Source organism: Paenibacillus sp. Y5S-9, from assembly GCF_036894235.1.
GTDB lineage: Bacteria > Bacillota > Bacilli > Paenibacillales > Paenibacillaceae > Paenibacillus.
Genome location: NZ_CP145887.1, coordinates 1,991,326 through 2,007,470 on the forward strand (window position 1 = coordinate 1,991,326; position 16,145 = coordinate 2,007,470).

Here is a 16,145-nt window from a genome sequence, read left to right on the forward strand (position 1 = left end):
AGGGCTGCATTTCCGAATAGGATGAATCAGCTGAATTAGGGTGGAACCACGAGTATATAACACTCGTCCCTTTGCCGGGACGGGTGTTTTTTGCGTTCCTTTGCAAAATGACTGGAATAGCAATAGATAATCAGTCCAAGAACATTTGGATGTGAAGGTTACATTAACAGGAGGAATGAGACAAATGGCAGTGAACATTAAATTACCGGATGGTTCGGTACGTGAGTACGCGGATGGCAGCACCATTGAGGACGTAGCCGCTTCGATTAGCAGCGGATTGCGCAAAAATGCCGTAGCCGGCAAGCTGGATGGTATCGTGGTGGACTTGTCCACAACACTTCACGAAGGAGCATTGGTGGAGATCGTAACTCTGGATTCACCAGAAGGACTTGAAGTGATGCGTCATAGTACAGCTCACTTGATGGCTCAAGCAGTGAAACGTTTATATGGTAACCAAGAGGTGCGCCTCGGTATTGGCCCTGTCATCGAAGATGGTTTCTACTATGATATGGACCTCGAACATGCGCTCAACCCTGAAGATCTGCAAAAGATCGAGAAGGAAATGGAACGTATTGTAAACGAGAACTTGCCAATTGTACGTAAGGAAGTTAGCCGCGAGGACGCGATCAAAACGTTTGAAGAAGTGGGCGATCCTTACAAGCTTGAGTTGATTCGTGATTTGCCAGCGGACAGCGTGATCACGATTTATGAGCAAGGTGAATTCTTCGACTTGTGTCGTGGACCTCACGTACCATCAACTAGCAAAATCAAAGTGTTCAAACTGATGAATGTTGCTGGTGCTTACTGGCGTGGAGATAGCAAAAACAAAATGCTTCAACGTATCTATGGTACGGCTTTTGTGAAAAAAGCACAGCTGGACGAGCATTTGCACTTCCTCGAAGAAGCTCGCAAACGGGATCACCGTAAGTTGGGTAAAGAGCTGGAAATGTTCACATTCTCCCAACTGGTCGGTCAAGGCTTGCCAATCTGGTTGCCTAACGGTGCAAAGCTGCGCCGTACTCTGGAGCGTTATATTGTGGATCTGGAAGAAAGCCTGGGATACCAGCATGTATACACACCAGTTCTTGGTAACGTGGAATTGTACAAAACATCTGGACACTGGGAGCACTACCAGGAAGATATGTTCCCGAAAATGGTAATGGATAACGAGGAACTTGTTCTCCGTCCAATGAACTGTCCTCACCATATGATGGTGTACAAGTCCAGCATGCACAGCTACCGTGATCTGCCAATCCGGATTGCGGAGCTTGGCATGATGCACCGTTATGAAATGTCGGGGGCGTTAACAGGTCTGCACCGTGTACGTGCAATGACACTGAACGACTCACACATTTTTGCTCGCCCGGATCAGATCAAAGAAGAGTTCGCTCGTGTTATCGAGTTGATTCAAACCGTGTACAAGGATTTTGGTATCAACGAATATCGTTTCCGTCTGTCCTATCGCGATCCGAAGGATACCGAGAAATACTTCCAGAACGACGAAATGTGGGAGATGTCCCAACGCATGCTGCGTGAAGTTGTGGAAGAACTTGACCTTCCTTTCTATGAAGCTGAAGGTGAAGCGGCGTTCTACGGTCCGAAGCTGGATGTGCAGATCAAAACAGCCCTGGGCAAAGAAGAGACATTGTCTACAGTTCAACTGGACTTCCTGTTGCCTGAGCGCTTTGAACTTGAATATGTGGGAGATGACGGACAGAAACATCGTCCGGTCGTTATTCACCGCGGTGTAATTAGTACAATGGAACGTTTCACAGCATTCTTGCTGGAGAACTTTGCAGGAGCTTTCCCATTGTGGTTGTCTCCGGTTCAGGCAAAAGTGATTCCGGTATCCGGAAACTTCGACGATTATGCGCGTGAAGTGGAAGCGAAGCTGAAACGTGCGGGAATCTCTGCTGAAGCTGATCTGCGGAATGAGAAGCTTGGATATAAAATCCGTGAGGCGCAGCTTGAGAAAATGCCTTATATGTTTGTTGTTGGTGAGAATGAGCGCAATGCAGAAGCAGTATCCGTGCGTAAGCGTGGAGAAGGCGATCTGGGCATGAAACCGGTTGATGAAATTATTGCTCAATTGAAAGAAGAAATTGCAACACGTTTGGTATAAATGAACAAATAATCTATCAGATAACCAGCGCATAAGCTGCGCTGATCATCTGCATAACGCCTGGATAACATGGGATTGACCTATGTTATCCAGGCGTTTTTTCGTAGTGTTTGCAGTAAAAAGTATAGATTAATTGCTTTTTGGAAAACCTTTGCAGTGAGGGGGAGGTTATACAATGAAAAAGCAATTCTCAATTCAAAAGAAACATATACGGGGTTTATTGGTTGGCTGTGTGATGTTCGCCGGGATGATGATTAACCTGAATCAGGCGAATGCCTATACATTTGAAGAGGAAAGTACAGTACTGCATGTCGAGAGTCAGAGCAGCGGCAGTGAAGGTCTGATGATTGAAACTTCGAGCAAGTCTGATCAAGAATTTCCGGAACAGGTCAGCCATCAATACAGCGATGAGGCCCAGCTGACAACCATGGTGTATATGGCTTTATTGTGGTCACCACAACCAATGGTCATTCCAAGACCTGAGCTTCCAGAGAAACAAGTGGCAGATCCGTCTATGCCGGTGCTTGCTCCGCGTTCAGAACAAATCCTGGGTACACAAAAGGTTACAGCAACGGGATATACGGCAGGTGTGGAGTCTACAGGAAAAGGACCAAAACATCCTCAATACGGAATTACGTATTCCGGTGTCAAAGTACGTCGTGATAAAGAAACAGTTTCCACGATTGCAGCTGATCCAAAATTATTCCCAATGGGTTCCATTCTGTACATTCCGGGCTATGGTTACGGAATTGTTGCAGATACGGGTTCAGCGATCAAAGGTAATAAAATCGATCTGTATTTCCCGACAACCAAGCAAGTGTACAAAGAGTGGGGCAAAAAGGATGTGGAGGTACAGGTGATCAGGCAAGGCGCTGGAAAGTGTACAGAGAAGATGCTCAGCGAGTTAGCCGATGCAATCGACGTGTACAAATCCGTACCGGATTCCTGGTTGGACAAGGCCATTTAATTTCACATGTGAACATGAATAACAGAAGTGCTCTCTCCACATAATATTGACTGGGGACGAACCCCGCGGTGCAGCAATGCATCGTAAATATGAAGAGAGAGGTGATTCGTTGTGGCTAAAAAATCACAAGGGTACCAAACGCCAAACGAGAAGTACAATGCAGAGTTTGGAGAAGAGAATGCAGCAGCAAAAGTGAAGCAATCCGCTCAAAACAAAGTACAAGATAATTTCCAAACACCTGATGAAAAATACAATGCCGAGTTCGGTGTAGAAAACACAGGCCAAACTAGCCAAGGTCAAGGCAAAGCATCAAAATACAAAAAATAATTGAAGATTCATTAATCAATGATGATTCAGCACCCTGGAGCAGCAGCTCCGGGGTGTTTTACATATGCGAAGTTTTTTACATTAATAACCTCTGATCTCAGTCTCGAGACCGAGATGAATTCCACCTGCCGCCGCTGTTCTCATTGTCTTGTCTGAGTTACACTGGATACATAATACAGACAAAGGAGACATGAGCGATGAAACGATCGACGCGTGACCGCTGGTGGGTTGGCATACCTCTTATTGCTATTGGTGCGATGATCTTGTTCAGACAATTGGGATATGACATTGATGTAGGATATATTTTCAGAACATATTGGCCGTTATTTCTAATCTGGTGGGGGGTCAAAGGAATCTCCGAGATTCGTCGCAACGGGGGTTACGCCTTTATTGGACCGGTAATTGTACTGGCGATTGGTGGTTACTTTCTTGCCCGTAACCTGGGATGGATTGATTACTCCATGGGGGAGTTCATTCGTTATCTGATCCCGGTTATGCTGATTGGCGGAGGATTGTTTGTACTGATTGGGCCACGACGTCGTGATCGGAAACATCATGACAAGATGCAGCCACCTCCAGCACCTGAGCAACCTTATAAACCGTTGTCCCCTGAGGATCTGGAGATGCCGTCGTCGTTTGACGAACAGTTCGAGAAAACATTTGGCAAACCAAAACAGGAACAGAAGAACGATGCACATGGCCCTCATTTCACAGGATCAACGGATTCATCATCACAAGGGCATCAATATAAGAAGAAACATCAATCGTATAACTCTAACGATACCGGATATGGAGAACATTATGATGATGGCTACGGAAATGGTTATGGGGATTATGGCAGTGGCAATACCATTAACAAATCGGCGTTCATCGGGGATCTGTACATGGGGCAGGAAGTGTTCTCGTTGAAACCAATGAACATCTCGGCTTTTATTGGAGATACTGTAATTGATTTGACCAAGGCACAGATTCCTTATGGGGAGACGAAGATTGTCATTTCTTCATTTATTGGGGATGTGAAAGTATTTGTTCCAGAAGATATGGATCTGGGTGTGACGGTGACGACAAATTCCTTCATTGGAGATATGTCACTGTTGAACCAGAAACGCGGCGGATTCCTGAGTAGTGCTCAAGCTGAAACGGCTCATTATCGTGAAGCAAGCAAAAAGGTACGCATTATTGTAAGTGTGTTTATCGGAGACGTCAAAGTGAATAAGGTGGGTTAACGCATGATTCGAACAATTCTCAAGGCCAATAAATGGGAACTGATGATGTATTTTGCGCTAACTGGTCTGATTACGCTGGGCGGCTTCTATCTATTGTATGGAGAGGTATTGATGGGGGCTGGTCGTCAGCGGGCATGGACCTATGTAGCCGTTGTTGTGCTGGCCACCGTTATTACCGGATATATCGCTGCATTACGACTTCAGCGTAAGATCGACCTGCTAGATCTCAACATGTTAAAAGTATCCAAGGGTAATCTGGCGGTGCGCATGCCTGAAGCGGATGACGCTTCATTTGGTCGTGTCTATCAGGAGTTCAATGTCATGATGGATTCAATTGAGAAAAAGATGAGACTGCTTCAGCGCCTCGGTGAGCAGGAAGTCATTGAGAAGGAGCAAGCCTCGGAGCGGGCTGTGCTTGAAGAGCGCAAACGAATGGCAAGGGACCTCCATGACACGGTTAGCCAGCAGCTGTTTGCCATGCATATGTCGGCTTCGTCCTTACCTCGTCTGCTGGAGATGAATCCTGAACATGGCGGTAAAGTACTGGACCAGTTGATCCAGATGTCACATATTGCACAGCGTCAGATGCGAGGACTGATTGCCCAACTTCGACCGGTGGAGCTGGAAGGGCGTGACCTCACCGCAGCACTGGATAGTTGGTTTCCTGATTATTGCAGGCAGAATGGTCTTAAAGGTGTGAAAGAGCTGGAACTGGATGGCGGAATCTCGGATGCCATTGAGCACCAGCTGTTTCTTGTTATTCAGGAGGCAGTTGCCAATGTTGTGAAGCATGCAGAGGCGGGAGTGGTTAGTCTGTCCATACGGGAGAGTGAACATCAGATCAGCATGAGCATCAGCGATGATGGTCAGGGATTTTTGCAGCAAGCGGAGCGTCCGGGTTCATACGGGTTATCTACCATGCGTGAACGGGCGGAGAAGCTTGGGGGGCAAGTTCAGATTATATCGAAACCGGGAGCGGGAACGACGGTGCGGGTATTGATCCCGAAATTCCCGAACGTTCCTGAGTGAACCAGAGGGGGAGACGGAATGAGTGGTAAAGTAAACGTGATGATTGTGGATGACCATGATATGGTGCGCATGGGGTTGAAAACATATCTAATGCTGGAACCTACTTTTCATGTGATGGGAGAAGCGGGCCACGGGCAGGATGCGCTTGATCAGTTACGTAAGTTAAATGATAGTGAAATGCCGGACCTGATTCTAATGGATCTGATGATGCCGGTAATGAATGGCGCTGAAGCAACAAAAGCCATTATGACTGAATTTCCAGGGATGAAAATTGTGATGCTCACCAGTTTCCTGGAGGATGATCTGGTTGTGCAAGCGATTGAAGCGGGTGCGGTAAGTTATGTACTGAAGACAGTCTCTGCTGAAGAACTGATCTATGCTCTGCAAGGGGCCTATAGAGGCATGCCTGTTATGACAGGTGATGTGTCGCAGGCGTTAACCCGGGGAATCAGACAACGTACAGCGAGAGAGAGTGAATCGGGTCTGACTGAACGGGAGAAGGAAGTGCTGCTGCTTATTGCAGAGGGGAAGACCAACAAAGACATTGGAGAAGAATTACATATCAGTATCAAAACCGTCAAAACACATGTGAGTAACCTGCTGATGAAATGTGAGATGGATGATCGTACACAATTGGCAATCTATGCGCATCGTCAGGGATGGGTGAAAACGAAAGGGTAAAATGCTGTCATGACGGGGAAAAGAGTCTATTCTTACGTGCTTTTATCTCCTTTTTAATTGTTTTTAAGGTACGGTTAAGGTTTAAAGTACAAAATAAGGACAGTTAAAGAATATCTCTTGGGAATAAGAGATTGGGAGGTAGAGAGGCATGGACGAACGCAACTATAGATCGAACCGTCAAGACGAGGAAAACGAAACCAAACAAACGGAGAACCGCAATTCTTCCGGAACGGACGAATCCTCCTATTATTATTCTTATGGACCTTTTCAGTCCGTGAATCAGGAAGATACAGCAAATCACATGGGAAGCAATAATCAGCGTGAAGAAGGAAATGTAGAGATTACAAAACCTGATCCGGTGAGACCCGTACCTACTTACTATAATAGTGAATCATCCGAACAAGCGAAAAGATCATCAGCAGGCGGCGGAAACGGCTCAGGTAACGGTGGAGATCAAGGGAATGGCGGCAAAGGCAACTGGAACTATAATAACCGCAAGCCACGTTCTTCCGTAAGATCACTTCTATTTTCCTTTATTGCCGGTATGCTGGTCATCACCGTTCTCATGTACACAGCTGACAGAACAAACATGTTTACACCGGAGACGGCACTTACGAACACGGACAATCAAAGTTCAGGACAGGAAGCGTCCACAAACACAGGCGGAGGCAACAATGTCACAGCGTCGTTACTGCCAACAGGCAAAGAAGATGTGTCTTCCGTAGTAACAAGTACAAGTCCGGCTGTCGTCAAAATTGAAACACTCGCGAAGCAGTCCTCACGTACAGGATTGGGTCAGGGTGGATCAAATACAAGTGATCCGCTGTACCAATACTTCTTCGGTAATGGCGGCGGAACAGAAGGCAATCAAGGCCAAAGCCAGCAACCACAAAGTAGTAATCAGCTTGTGCCTATGGGCATTGGTTCCGGATTCATTTTTGACAAAGAAGGATATATCCTGACGAACCAACACGTGGTTCAGGGTGCAGACGTAATCCAGGTAACCCTGGAGAACAACAGCAAACCTTATGAAGCTAAATTGCTGGGAAGCAGCTTTGATCTGGATTTGGCTGTATTGAAAATTGAGAAAAACAGTGGTGACGATGCGTTCCCTGTAGCTCCACTGGGTGATTCCAACAGTACTCAAGTCGGTGAATGGCTTGTAGCTATTGGTAACCCGGAAGGATTCGAACACACGGTTACAGCAGGTGTATTGAGTGCCAAAGAACGTACGATCAGCATTCCAGATGAAGAAACAGGAAAAACACGTGAGTACAGTCATCTGCTGCAAACAGATGCTTCGATTAATCCGGGTAACTCCGGTGGTCCGTTGCTTAACCTGAATGGGGAAGTTATCGGAATGAACGTTGCAGTAAGCGCAGATGCACAGGGTATTGGTTTTGCAATCCCGTCGAGCGTCATTTCTGAAGCTGTTAAATATCTTAAAGAAAACAAAGAAGTTCCCAAAGAGCCAGTACCCTTTATCGGTGCGTCTCTGATGGCTCTCACGCCTGAAGTTGCTAAACAAATGGGAACAGACGTTACCGAAGGTTCTGTCGTAGCCAGCACGATCTTCCAATCACCGGCTTACCAAGCAGATCTTCGTGCATATGACATCATCACAGGTGCCAACGGTACGCCGTACGCGACAAGTCAAGATCTGATTGATTTTATCAAGAAACAGGAAATCGGCAGTGAAGTGACATTAAACGTGGTACGTGACGGTAAGAAGATGGATCTGAAAATCAAAATCGGCAACAAAAATGATTTTGATACTTCACAAACAACAGATACACAACAGCAGCAACCATAAATATCAGGTAAGGATTGACAGAACGGAAGGGTTTGAAGGCCCTTCCGTTTTTTTTGCCCTGATGGAGCAAGGTTACAATGGACCAGGACGGATTGGAGACGCCTACTTGAAGATGCAGATTGTGCTTCTGCCTGTTACAATGGGATAAAACGTTAGGATAAAGGAGAAAGACCACCATGCGCTCAACTATTTTGATTGTGGATGATGACGAAAAAATTGTATCCATGCTCCGCCGGGGGCTGGCTTTTGAAGGATATGAGGTACAGACGGCTTCCAATGGAGCTGAAGGCCTCAGCAAACTGATGGACAAGGAGCCGGACATCGTTGTGCTGGATGTGATGATGCCGCAGATTGACGGATTTGAGGTATGTCGCAGATTGAGAGAAGCAGGCAGTAAAGTGCCTGTGCTGATGCTGACGGCCAAGGATGAAGTACAGAGCCGGGTGACCGGACTGGACACAGGAGCCGATGACTACCTTGTAAAACCTTTTGCGCTGGAAGAATTGTTGGCACGTGTCCGTGCATTGCTGCGCCGCAAGTCAGATAGTGGGGGTACGCCGGACAACCGCTTAATGTATGAAGATATCATTTTGGACAATGACTCACGTGAAGTATTGCGAGATGGGCAGCGGCTGGAGCTGACTGCCAAAGAATTCGAACTGTTGAATCTGTTCATGCAAAATCCAAGACGGGTACTGTCCCGTGATCTGATTATGGATAAAATCTGGGGTTATGATTACAGCGGTGAGTCTAACGTGCTTGAAGTGTACATTGCCATGCTCAGACAGAAGACCGAAGAATACGGTGGCAAGCGTCTAATCCAGACCATCCGGGGAGCCGGCTATATTCTGAGAGGTGACTCTTGATATGTCCATCCGGTTAAGACTAACCGCATGGTATTCTGGCATTTTGGCGGCTGTTCTTATCTTTTGGGGCGTTGTAATCTATGCCTTTGTGTATTTTAACTCCTATCAGGAAGTCGAACAGCAATTGAAGGTGAAGAGTACCCGGATTACGGAACAGATTGGTGTTAATCCTCTTTCACAGTCGTTGGATCTGGACCCCTTTACAGAGAGTCAGCTTCAGGAGGCACAAATTTACATTCAACTCTGGGATTATCAGAGTCGCTCAGGCATAATTTCTGGCAATATGAAAAAACTGGAGATTCAGTTTCCGGTATTAAAAGCCAATGAAATTCTTGAAAAGCGAGGCATATCCAAGATCTATGTGGATGGTACACCCTTTCTGGTGAATCAGCTTCCCCTTTCTCTTCAGGGAACCAATGAAGTACGTGGGATTCTTCAGGTTGGTGCGAATGTAAGTTCACAGGAGCGCTTGCTGGAAGCGTTGCTTAATATTTTGGTTTTTGGCTGGCTGGTAGCGATGGCATTGGCTATTACCTCAGGTCTCGTCTTGGCTCGCAAGTCGATGCGTCCGCTCGTGACTGTCATTGATGCCGCCAATCAGATTCAATCTGGAGATGACTTAAGTGTACGTATTCAATATGCTGGGCCGAAGGATGAGATCGGGCGTCTGATTGAAACGGTGAATAATATGCTTGAACGTACAGAATTGTCATTCCGTGGTTTGGAGGAGACGAATGCTGCCCAGCGCCGCTTTGTATCCGATGCATCGCATGAACTGCGTACGCCGCTGACCACCATTCGCGGGAACGTGGACTTCCTGAAGAAGTTATGGGATCAGGAGGGAACCGACCGACCGAATCTGGATGAGGAGACCGTCAAACAAATGTCGCTGGAAGCCATTGAAGACATGGCGGACGAGGGAAAACGTATGAGCAGGCTGATCAGCGACATGTTATCGCTGGCGAGAGCGGATACGGGTCAGAAAATTGAACTGAATCCGATTCCGCTGCAGATACTCGTACAGGAAGTGGCACGCAGAGCACAATTTCTGGATCGTCAGGCAGACTGGCTTCCAGGAGATTTTTCCATCCTTAACGGCATTTATGTAAACGGTAGTAAGGACTATCTCCAACAGATGTTGTTTATTTTCATCGAAAATGCGTTTAAATACACACCTGAAGGCTCTGTGACGCTGGATGCCGTATTATACAAAGGTCAGGTGGGACTACGCATCAGCGACACCGGTATTGGGATGGATCGGGACGAAGTGCCGTTCATCTTTGATCGCTTCTATCGGGCAGATGAATCCCGTGGGGCTACACCGGGCATAGGTCTGGGACTTTCGATTGCGAAGTGGATTATTGAGGAACACCATGGATCGGTTGAGGTTGTGACCAGACGTGGAGAAGGAACCACCTTTATTATCTGGTTGCCGGTTGTCTTTGCTCCGCCTATCGAATAAAGGTATAATAGACAGGACTGCAATTACATCGGCAACGTTGCCGAGAAAGAAAGCGGGTGGCAACCAAGTGGAAGTACTACGAATTTCGCCGCGGGGATATTGTTACGGCGTTGTGGATGCGATGGTGCTCGCGCGTCAAGCGGCACGCAATCTGGATTTACCACGACCTATTTATATATTGGGTATGATTGTGCATAACCAACATGTGACGGATTCCTTTGAAGATGAAGGTATTATTACATTGGACGGTCCGAACCGGATGGATATTTTGAGCCAGGTGGAGAGTGGCACGATTATTTTCACAGCTCATGGTGTATCTCCTGAAGTGCGTAAGCTGGCAAGGGATAAAGGATTGACAACAGTGGATGCAACATGCCCTGATGTCACCAAGACCCATGATCTCATTCGGGAGAAGACGGCAGAAGGTTATCAGATCATCTATATCGGCAAAAAGAATCACCCTGAACCAGAAGGTGCCGTAGGTGTTGCACCAGATCTCGTTCATCTGATCGAGAAGGAAGAAGAGATCGAAGAACTGAACGTGTCTCCAGGCAAAATCCTTATTACGAATCAGACAACGATGAGCCAGTGGGATATCAAACACATTATGAGCCGTCTGCTGGAGAAGTTTCCGGGCGCAGAGATTCATAATGAGATTTGCCTCGCAACTCAGGTTCGTCAGGAAGCTGTTGCGGAACAGGCAGGTCAATCGGACCTGGTTATCGTGGTGGGTGATCCTCGCAGCAATAACTCTAACCGTCTAGCACAAGTGTCGGAGGAGATTGCGGGTGTTACGGCCTATCGTGTATCTGATGTTTCCGAGATTCAGCAAGAATGGCTGAAAGGTGTAAATAAGGTGGCGGTTACTTCGGGTGCATCAACACCAACACCGATCACGAAGGAAGTCATCCTTTACCTGGAGCAGTATGAACATGACAAGCCGGAGACGTGGGAGATCAAACGTACCGTGAACATGAGCAAACTGTTGCCTCCAGTTAGAGAAAAAACACGTACACCTTAGGAAATGTAAAAGTAAGTCTAAGTGTATGTGAATTCAAAACGAGATGTGAATGAGAAGAATCCTGTTATGAGATCCGAATGTCGGAGCTTGTGGAGCAGGGTTCTTTTTGTATATGGATAAGGAATGTGTACCTTGACGCAATAAGATAACTATGGTATATTCACTTTAACGGATAAAAGCTTAAAAGCGAACAAGCGTTTAAGCGCGACAGAGTTTTTATATTTAATCAGACGCACGCTAAGAAATTATGGTGCTCTCATACAAGGAAGGATGGGAATTAATATGATCGTTATTGCAGGCAAGGCTACACCGGAGGAACAGATTCAGGATATCGTTGCAGTTATTGAAAAAGAAGGGCTTCAGGTGCATATCTCTCGCGGAGAGGATCGTACCATCATTGGTTTGATTGGTAAAGTTGAACCTAAAATGCAAGAGCATCTTCGCCAAATGAAAGGTGTCGAGAATGTCGTTAAAATCTCGAAGTCCTACAAATTGGCAAGCCGTGACTTCCATCCGGAAGATACGGTAATCTCCATCAAGGGTGTAGATATCGGCGGAAAAGAACTTGTTGTCATGGGTGGACCATGTGCGGTTGAATCCGCTGCACAGATTGATGAGATTGCCGGGCTTGTGAAAGCTGCTGGTGGGCAAGTGTTACGTGGGGGAGCATTTAAGCCTCGTACGGGTCCTTACAGCTTCCAAGGAACGGGCGTAGAGGGATTGATCATGATGGCGGAAGCAGGAAAGAAACATGATCTGCTGACCATTACAGAAGTCATGACACCCGAATATGTGGATATTTGCGCCGAGTACGCCGATATTCTGCAAGTAGGTACACGTAACATGCAGAACTTTGACCTGCTCCGCAAATTGGGTGAGTGTGGCAAACCGGTATTGTTGAAACGTGGTTTCAGTGCGACATACGATGAATTGTTGAATGCGGCTGAATACATTCTTGCGGGTGGTAACCCAAATGTTATGCTGTGTGAGCGTGGTATTCGTACGTTTGAATCCTACACACGGAATACGCTGGATCTGTCAGCGATCCCTGTTCTGCAGTCTCTGAGCCATTTGCCGGTTATTTCCGATCCGAGCCATGGTACTGGACGCCGTGAACTGGTAGAACCGATGACAAAAGCTTCCGTTGCTGCGGGTGCCAATGGCCTGATCATTGAAATGCATACCGATCCGGATAACTCCATGACAGGAGATGGTGTGCAATCCTTGTTCCCTGACCAATTCGCCAAACTGTTGCAGGATCTGGAGAAATTGGCACCAATCGTGGGTAAATCATTCAGCACAGCCAAACAACCGGCAGAATTTTTCCCGGCACGTGTAGGCGTATAATAAGAATTTCATAGGCAAGGTCTGGATCATCATCCGGGCATCTCCTCTGGTCTCGTTCATTGCAACGGAATCAGATAGATGCTCGGTTTTTTGCATATTTTGCAGTTTTGAACGTATTTATTAATCAATGGTGATAAGAAACATTTATGATGTGAAGTTTTTCCCATGATTTAGGATAAAAAAGGGGTCGCTTTACCGCATTAAACCAGTTAAATGTTTATAATTATAGTTGTTATATGAATTTAGGTTATTTATAAAATGTGAGTATAGCTAACATACTCGCAAAAAATACCTTACATAAGTATTGACGATGTCAGGTTTTAAAATTTATAATGACGACAGAAAAAAATTCGAATTTAGACATTTTCTTAGTGGGGTTGTTTAATGTTCGGAATATTTGGGAGGACGAATACATGTCGGTTGAAAACGTATTGAAATCAATTCAAGAGAACAACATCGAGTGGGTAGATTTTCGTTTTGTAGATTTAGCTGGTCGTGCACATCACATCTCGTTGCCAGCTTCGGCTGTTGATGCAGACACGTTCGTAAATGGAGTAGCTTTTGACGGTTCTTCTATCCAAGGTTTCCGCGGAATTGAAGAGTCCGATATGGTTATGATGCCAGACCCTGAAGCGACTTATGTCGATCCGTTCACTGCACACCCTACATTGAATGTTATGTGTGACATCTTCACTCCGGATGGCGAGCGTTATGAGCGTGACCCACGCAGCATCGCTGTTAAAGCAGAAGCTTATTTGCAAGAGAGCGGTGTAGGTACAGCGGCATTCTTCGCACCTGAATCCGAGTTCTTCATCTTCGACGATGTACGTTATGAGAGCGGCACGAACAGCTCTTCCTACTATGTAGATTCCGAAGAAGCTTCATGGAACACCAACCGCAAAGAAGAAGGCGGTAACCTGGGCTTCAAAGTTCGCACTAAAGGTGGATATGTTCCAGTAGCGCCAGTGGATACACAACAAGATATTCGTAGCGAAATGTGTCGTCTTTTGGAAGAAGCAGGCCTGTCGATCGAGCGTCATCACCATGAAGTGGCGACAGCGGGTCAAGCCGAAATCAACTTCCGTTTTGATACACTGAAGAAAACAGCAGATAACCTGCTTGCATACAAATACATCGTGCACAACACTGCACGTCAATATGGTAAAGTAGCAACATTCATGCCAAAACCATTGTTCGGTGATAATGGTAGCGGAATGCACGTTCACCAATCCATCTTTGATGGCGATTCCCCATTGTTCTATGACAAAGCGGGATATGCTAACCTGAGTGAAATGGCACTGCACTACATCGGAGGTATCTTGTACCATGCTCCGGCACTGATTGCTTTGACTAACCCTAGTACAAACTCATTCAAACGTCTTGTACCTGGTTACGAAGCACCAGTAAACTTGGTTTACTCCAAAGGTAACCGTTCCGCAGCAGTTCGTATTCCAGTTGCAGCTGTGACACCAAAAGGTTGTCGTATCGAGTTCCGTACACCAGACTCCACAGCTAACCCATACTTGGCATTCTCCGCAATGTTGATGGCTGGTCTGGATGGAATCAAACGCAAAATCAACCCAACTGAGCTTGGATATGGTCCTCTCGATAAAAACATCTATGACCTGTCTGATGCAGATAAAGAAAACATCCGCAGTGTGCCAGCTTCCCTCGAAGAAGCACTTGATGCATTGGCAGCTGATAACGAGTTCTTGACTGAAGGCGGCGTATTCACAAAAGAATTCATTGAAAACTACATCAACCTCAAACGTGATGAAGCAAAAGCAGTAGCGATCCGCATTCATCCGCACGAGTACAGCCTTTACTTCGACTGCTAATCGGTCGGGGTCGGAACAGTTCTTGTTCCAACTTAAAGCCTCCGGGACACGCTCTCGGAGGCTTTTCCTTGAATTAAACAATGTAGTGCTTTAACTTTGCAGGGTGATAAAGGAATTTGATGACCTGAATTCAACACTTCAGTGCATATTGCCCTTGAAGCAGATAGAGAATACTGATATCATAGCGATAATATTCACTTTGTATGTCAGAGTTACGGATGGAAAGGGCGGGGGATTTTGTGACAAAAAGAGCGTATAACTTTAATGCAGGACCTGCGGCGTTACCACTTGAGGTACTGGAGCGTGCACAGGCGGAATTTGTAGATTTTCGTAATACAGGCATGTCGATTATGGAGATGTCCCACCGTGGAGCGGTGTACGAGTCTGTACATAATGAAGCTCAGGAGCGGTTATTGTCGCTTCTAGGCAATCCAAAAGGATACAAGGTTCTCTTTCTGCAGGGCGGTGCAAGCACTCAGTTCGCGATGTTGCCAATGAACCTGCTCGGAGCAGGACAGACAGCTAGTTACGTAATGACTGGCAGCTGGGCCAAAAAGGCTCTGTCTGAGGCGAAGTTGATCGGCGAGACACATGTTGCTGCATCTTCAGAAGCAGAGAAGTTTATGAAATTGCCGGATGTTTCGAATCTGAGTTTGCCAGAACGTACGGCTTATGTACATCTGACTTCCAACGAAACGATCGAAGGTACGCAATTCAAGTCGTTCCCGGATACCGGTTCAGTACCTCTGATTGCGGACATGTCGAGTGATATTTTCTGTAAACCATTTGATCTTAATCAGTTCGGCATGATCTACGCGGGTGCACAGAAGAACCTGGGTCCATCCGGAATTACGGTTGTAATTGCTCGTGAGGAACTGGTGAGTGAATCGCCTAAAACGATTCCAACTATGCTTCGTTACAGCACACATGTTGATAACAACTCCCTGTACAATACGCCGCCATCCTTCTCGGTATATATGGTTAATGAAGTATTGAAATGGATTGAAGAACAGGGCGGACTGGCTGGTATTGAGCAAAAAAATACGAAAAAAGCGGAATTGCTCTATAACACAATTGATGCTTCCGGTGATTTCTACCGTGGTTGTGTTGAACAAGAAGATCGTTCTCTCATGAATGTAACTTTCCGTCTTGCTTCTGAAGAACTGGAGAAAAAGTTCATCAAGGCTTCGGAGGAAGAAGGATTTGTAGGTCTGAAAGGACATCGCAGTGTGGGTGGTCTCCGTGCCTCCATTTATAATGCTGCTCCTTATGAGAGTGTTAAGGCACTGACCGACTTCATGAGCCACTTCCAGAAGACAAATGGATAATTAGTATAGGTACGGTGTAATGGACCTTCGTGTCTAATCCTGTGCCTTACCAGAGCCTTCCACATTGACGTGTGGAGGGCTTTTCTTTAAGATTAGAGGGTTGTCGTCAACATGAAAT

General features: G+C 46.2%; 13 protein-coding genes. All 13 read left to right on the forward strand.

Features of this window, described 5'->3' with window-relative positions; all coding sequences use genetic code 11:
* Positions 1-184 precede the first annotated feature (184 nt).
* The 13 genes from thrS (at position 185) to serC (ending at position 16,027) form a co-directional block, all read left to right on the forward strand.
* Positions 185-2,122 (forward strand): threonine--tRNA ligase, encoded by a 1,938-nt coding sequence (thrS, locus tag V6669_RS08955; RefSeq protein WP_253432841.1) that lies wholly within the window; start codon positions 185-187, stop codon positions 2,120-2,122.
* Between the two features lie 175 nt (positions 2,123-2,297).
* Positions 2,298-3,089, forward strand: coding sequence for a 3D domain-containing protein (locus tag V6669_RS08960; RefSeq protein WP_338592991.1), 792 nt, complete (start codon positions 2,298-2,300; stop codon positions 3,087-3,089).
* Between the two features lie 111 nt (positions 3,090-3,200).
* The gene (locus V6669_RS08965; protein ID WP_338592993.1) at positions 3,201-3,416 is read left to right on the forward strand and encodes a hypothetical protein; all 216 of its coding nucleotides are present in this window, start codon (positions 3,201-3,203) and stop codon (positions 3,414-3,416) included.
* A 197-nt stretch (positions 3,417-3,613) separates the two neighbouring features.
* A complete protein-coding gene (gene liaF, locus V6669_RS08970; protein ID WP_338592995.1) occupies positions 3,614-4,642 on the forward strand; it encodes a cell wall-active antibiotics response protein LiaF in 1,029 nt (342 codons plus the stop codon).
* Positions 4,643-4,645: 3 nt separating this feature from the next.
* The gene (locus tag V6669_RS08975) at positions 4,646-5,671 is read left to right on the forward strand and encodes a sensor histidine kinase (protein ID WP_036669825.1); all 1,026 of its coding nucleotides are present in this window, start codon (positions 4,646-4,648) and stop codon (positions 5,669-5,671) included.
* 18 nt (positions 5,672-5,689) lie between these two features.
* Entirely contained in the window at positions 5,690-6,352 is a 663-nt protein-coding gene (locus V6669_RS08980; RefSeq protein WP_017689597.1) for a response regulator transcription factor, read from the forward strand.
* Between the two features lie 148 nt (positions 6,353-6,500).
* On the forward strand, positions 6,501-8,165 hold the full coding sequence (locus tag V6669_RS08985) for a trypsin-like peptidase domain-containing protein (protein WP_091014685.1): 1,665 nt from the start codon (positions 6,501-6,503) through the stop codon (positions 8,163-8,165).
* A 176-nt stretch (positions 8,166-8,341) separates the two neighbouring features.
* A complete protein-coding gene (locus tag V6669_RS08990) occupies positions 8,342-9,031 on the forward strand; it encodes a response regulator transcription factor (protein ID WP_091014684.1) in 690 nt (229 codons plus the stop codon).
* 1 nt (position 9,032) lies between these two features.
* A complete protein-coding gene (locus tag V6669_RS08995; protein ID WP_338593004.1) occupies positions 9,033-10,493 on the forward strand; it encodes a HAMP domain-containing sensor histidine kinase in 1,461 nt (486 codons plus the stop codon).
* A 67-nt stretch (positions 10,494-10,560) separates the two neighbouring features.
* The gene (locus V6669_RS09000; RefSeq protein ID WP_036669829.1) at positions 10,561-11,514 is read left to right on the forward strand and encodes a 4-hydroxy-3-methylbut-2-enyl diphosphate reductase; all 954 of its coding nucleotides are present in this window, start codon (positions 10,561-10,563) and stop codon (positions 11,512-11,514) included.
* Between the two features lie 282 nt (positions 11,515-11,796).
* A complete protein-coding gene (gene aroF / locus V6669_RS09005) occupies positions 11,797-12,861 on the forward strand; it encodes a 3-deoxy-7-phosphoheptulonate synthase (RefSeq protein WP_338593007.1) in 1,065 nt (354 codons plus the stop codon).
* A gap of 413 nt (positions 12,862-13,274) precedes the next feature.
* Positions 13,275-14,699: a type I glutamate--ammonia ligase gene (gene glnA / locus V6669_RS09010; RefSeq protein WP_074094318.1), complete on the forward strand. Its 1,425-nt coding sequence runs from the start codon at positions 13,275-13,277 to the stop codon at positions 14,697-14,699.
* 239 nt (positions 14,700-14,938) lie between these two features.
* Positions 14,939-16,027 (forward strand): 3-phosphoserine/phosphohydroxythreonine transaminase, encoded by a 1,089-nt coding sequence (gene serC / locus V6669_RS09015; protein ID WP_074094319.1) that lies wholly within the window; start codon positions 14,939-14,941, stop codon positions 16,025-16,027.
* The last annotated feature ends 118 nt before the right edge of the window (positions 16,028-16,145 follow it).

Bases quoted from the DNA above. Each gene is read 5' to 3' on its own strand.
- thrS (WP_253432841.1), top strand. From the start codon at position 185: ATGGCAGTGAACATTAAATTACCGGATGGTTCGGTACGTGAGTACGCG.
- V6669_RS08960 (WP_338592991.1), top strand. From the start codon at position 2,298: ATGAAAAAGCAATTCTCAATTCAAAAGAAACATATACGGGGTTTATTG.
- liaF (WP_338592995.1), top strand. From the start codon at position 3,614: ATGAAACGATCGACGCGTGACCGCTGGTGGGTTGGCATACCTCTTATT.
- V6669_RS08975 (WP_036669825.1), top strand. From the start codon at position 4,646: ATGATTCGAACAATTCTCAAGGCCAATAAATGGGAACTGATGATGTAT.
- V6669_RS08980 (WP_017689597.1), top strand. From the start codon at position 5,690: ATGAGTGGTAAAGTAAACGTGATGATTGTGGATGACCATGATATGGTG.
- V6669_RS08985 (WP_091014685.1), top strand. From the start codon at position 6,501: ATGGACGAACGCAACTATAGATCGAACCGTCAAGACGAGGAAAACGAA.
- V6669_RS08990 (WP_091014684.1), top strand. From the start codon at position 8,342: ATGCGCTCAACTATTTTGATTGTGGATGATGACGAAAAAATTGTATCC.
- V6669_RS08995 (WP_338593004.1), top strand. From the start codon at position 9,033: ATGTCCATCCGGTTAAGACTAACCGCATGGTATTCTGGCATTTTGGCG.
- aroF (WP_338593007.1), top strand. From the start codon at position 11,797: ATGATCGTTATTGCAGGCAAGGCTACACCGGAGGAACAGATTCAGGAT.
- glnA (WP_074094318.1), top strand. From the start codon at position 13,275: ATGTCGGTTGAAAACGTATTGAAATCAATTCAAGAGAACAACATCGAG.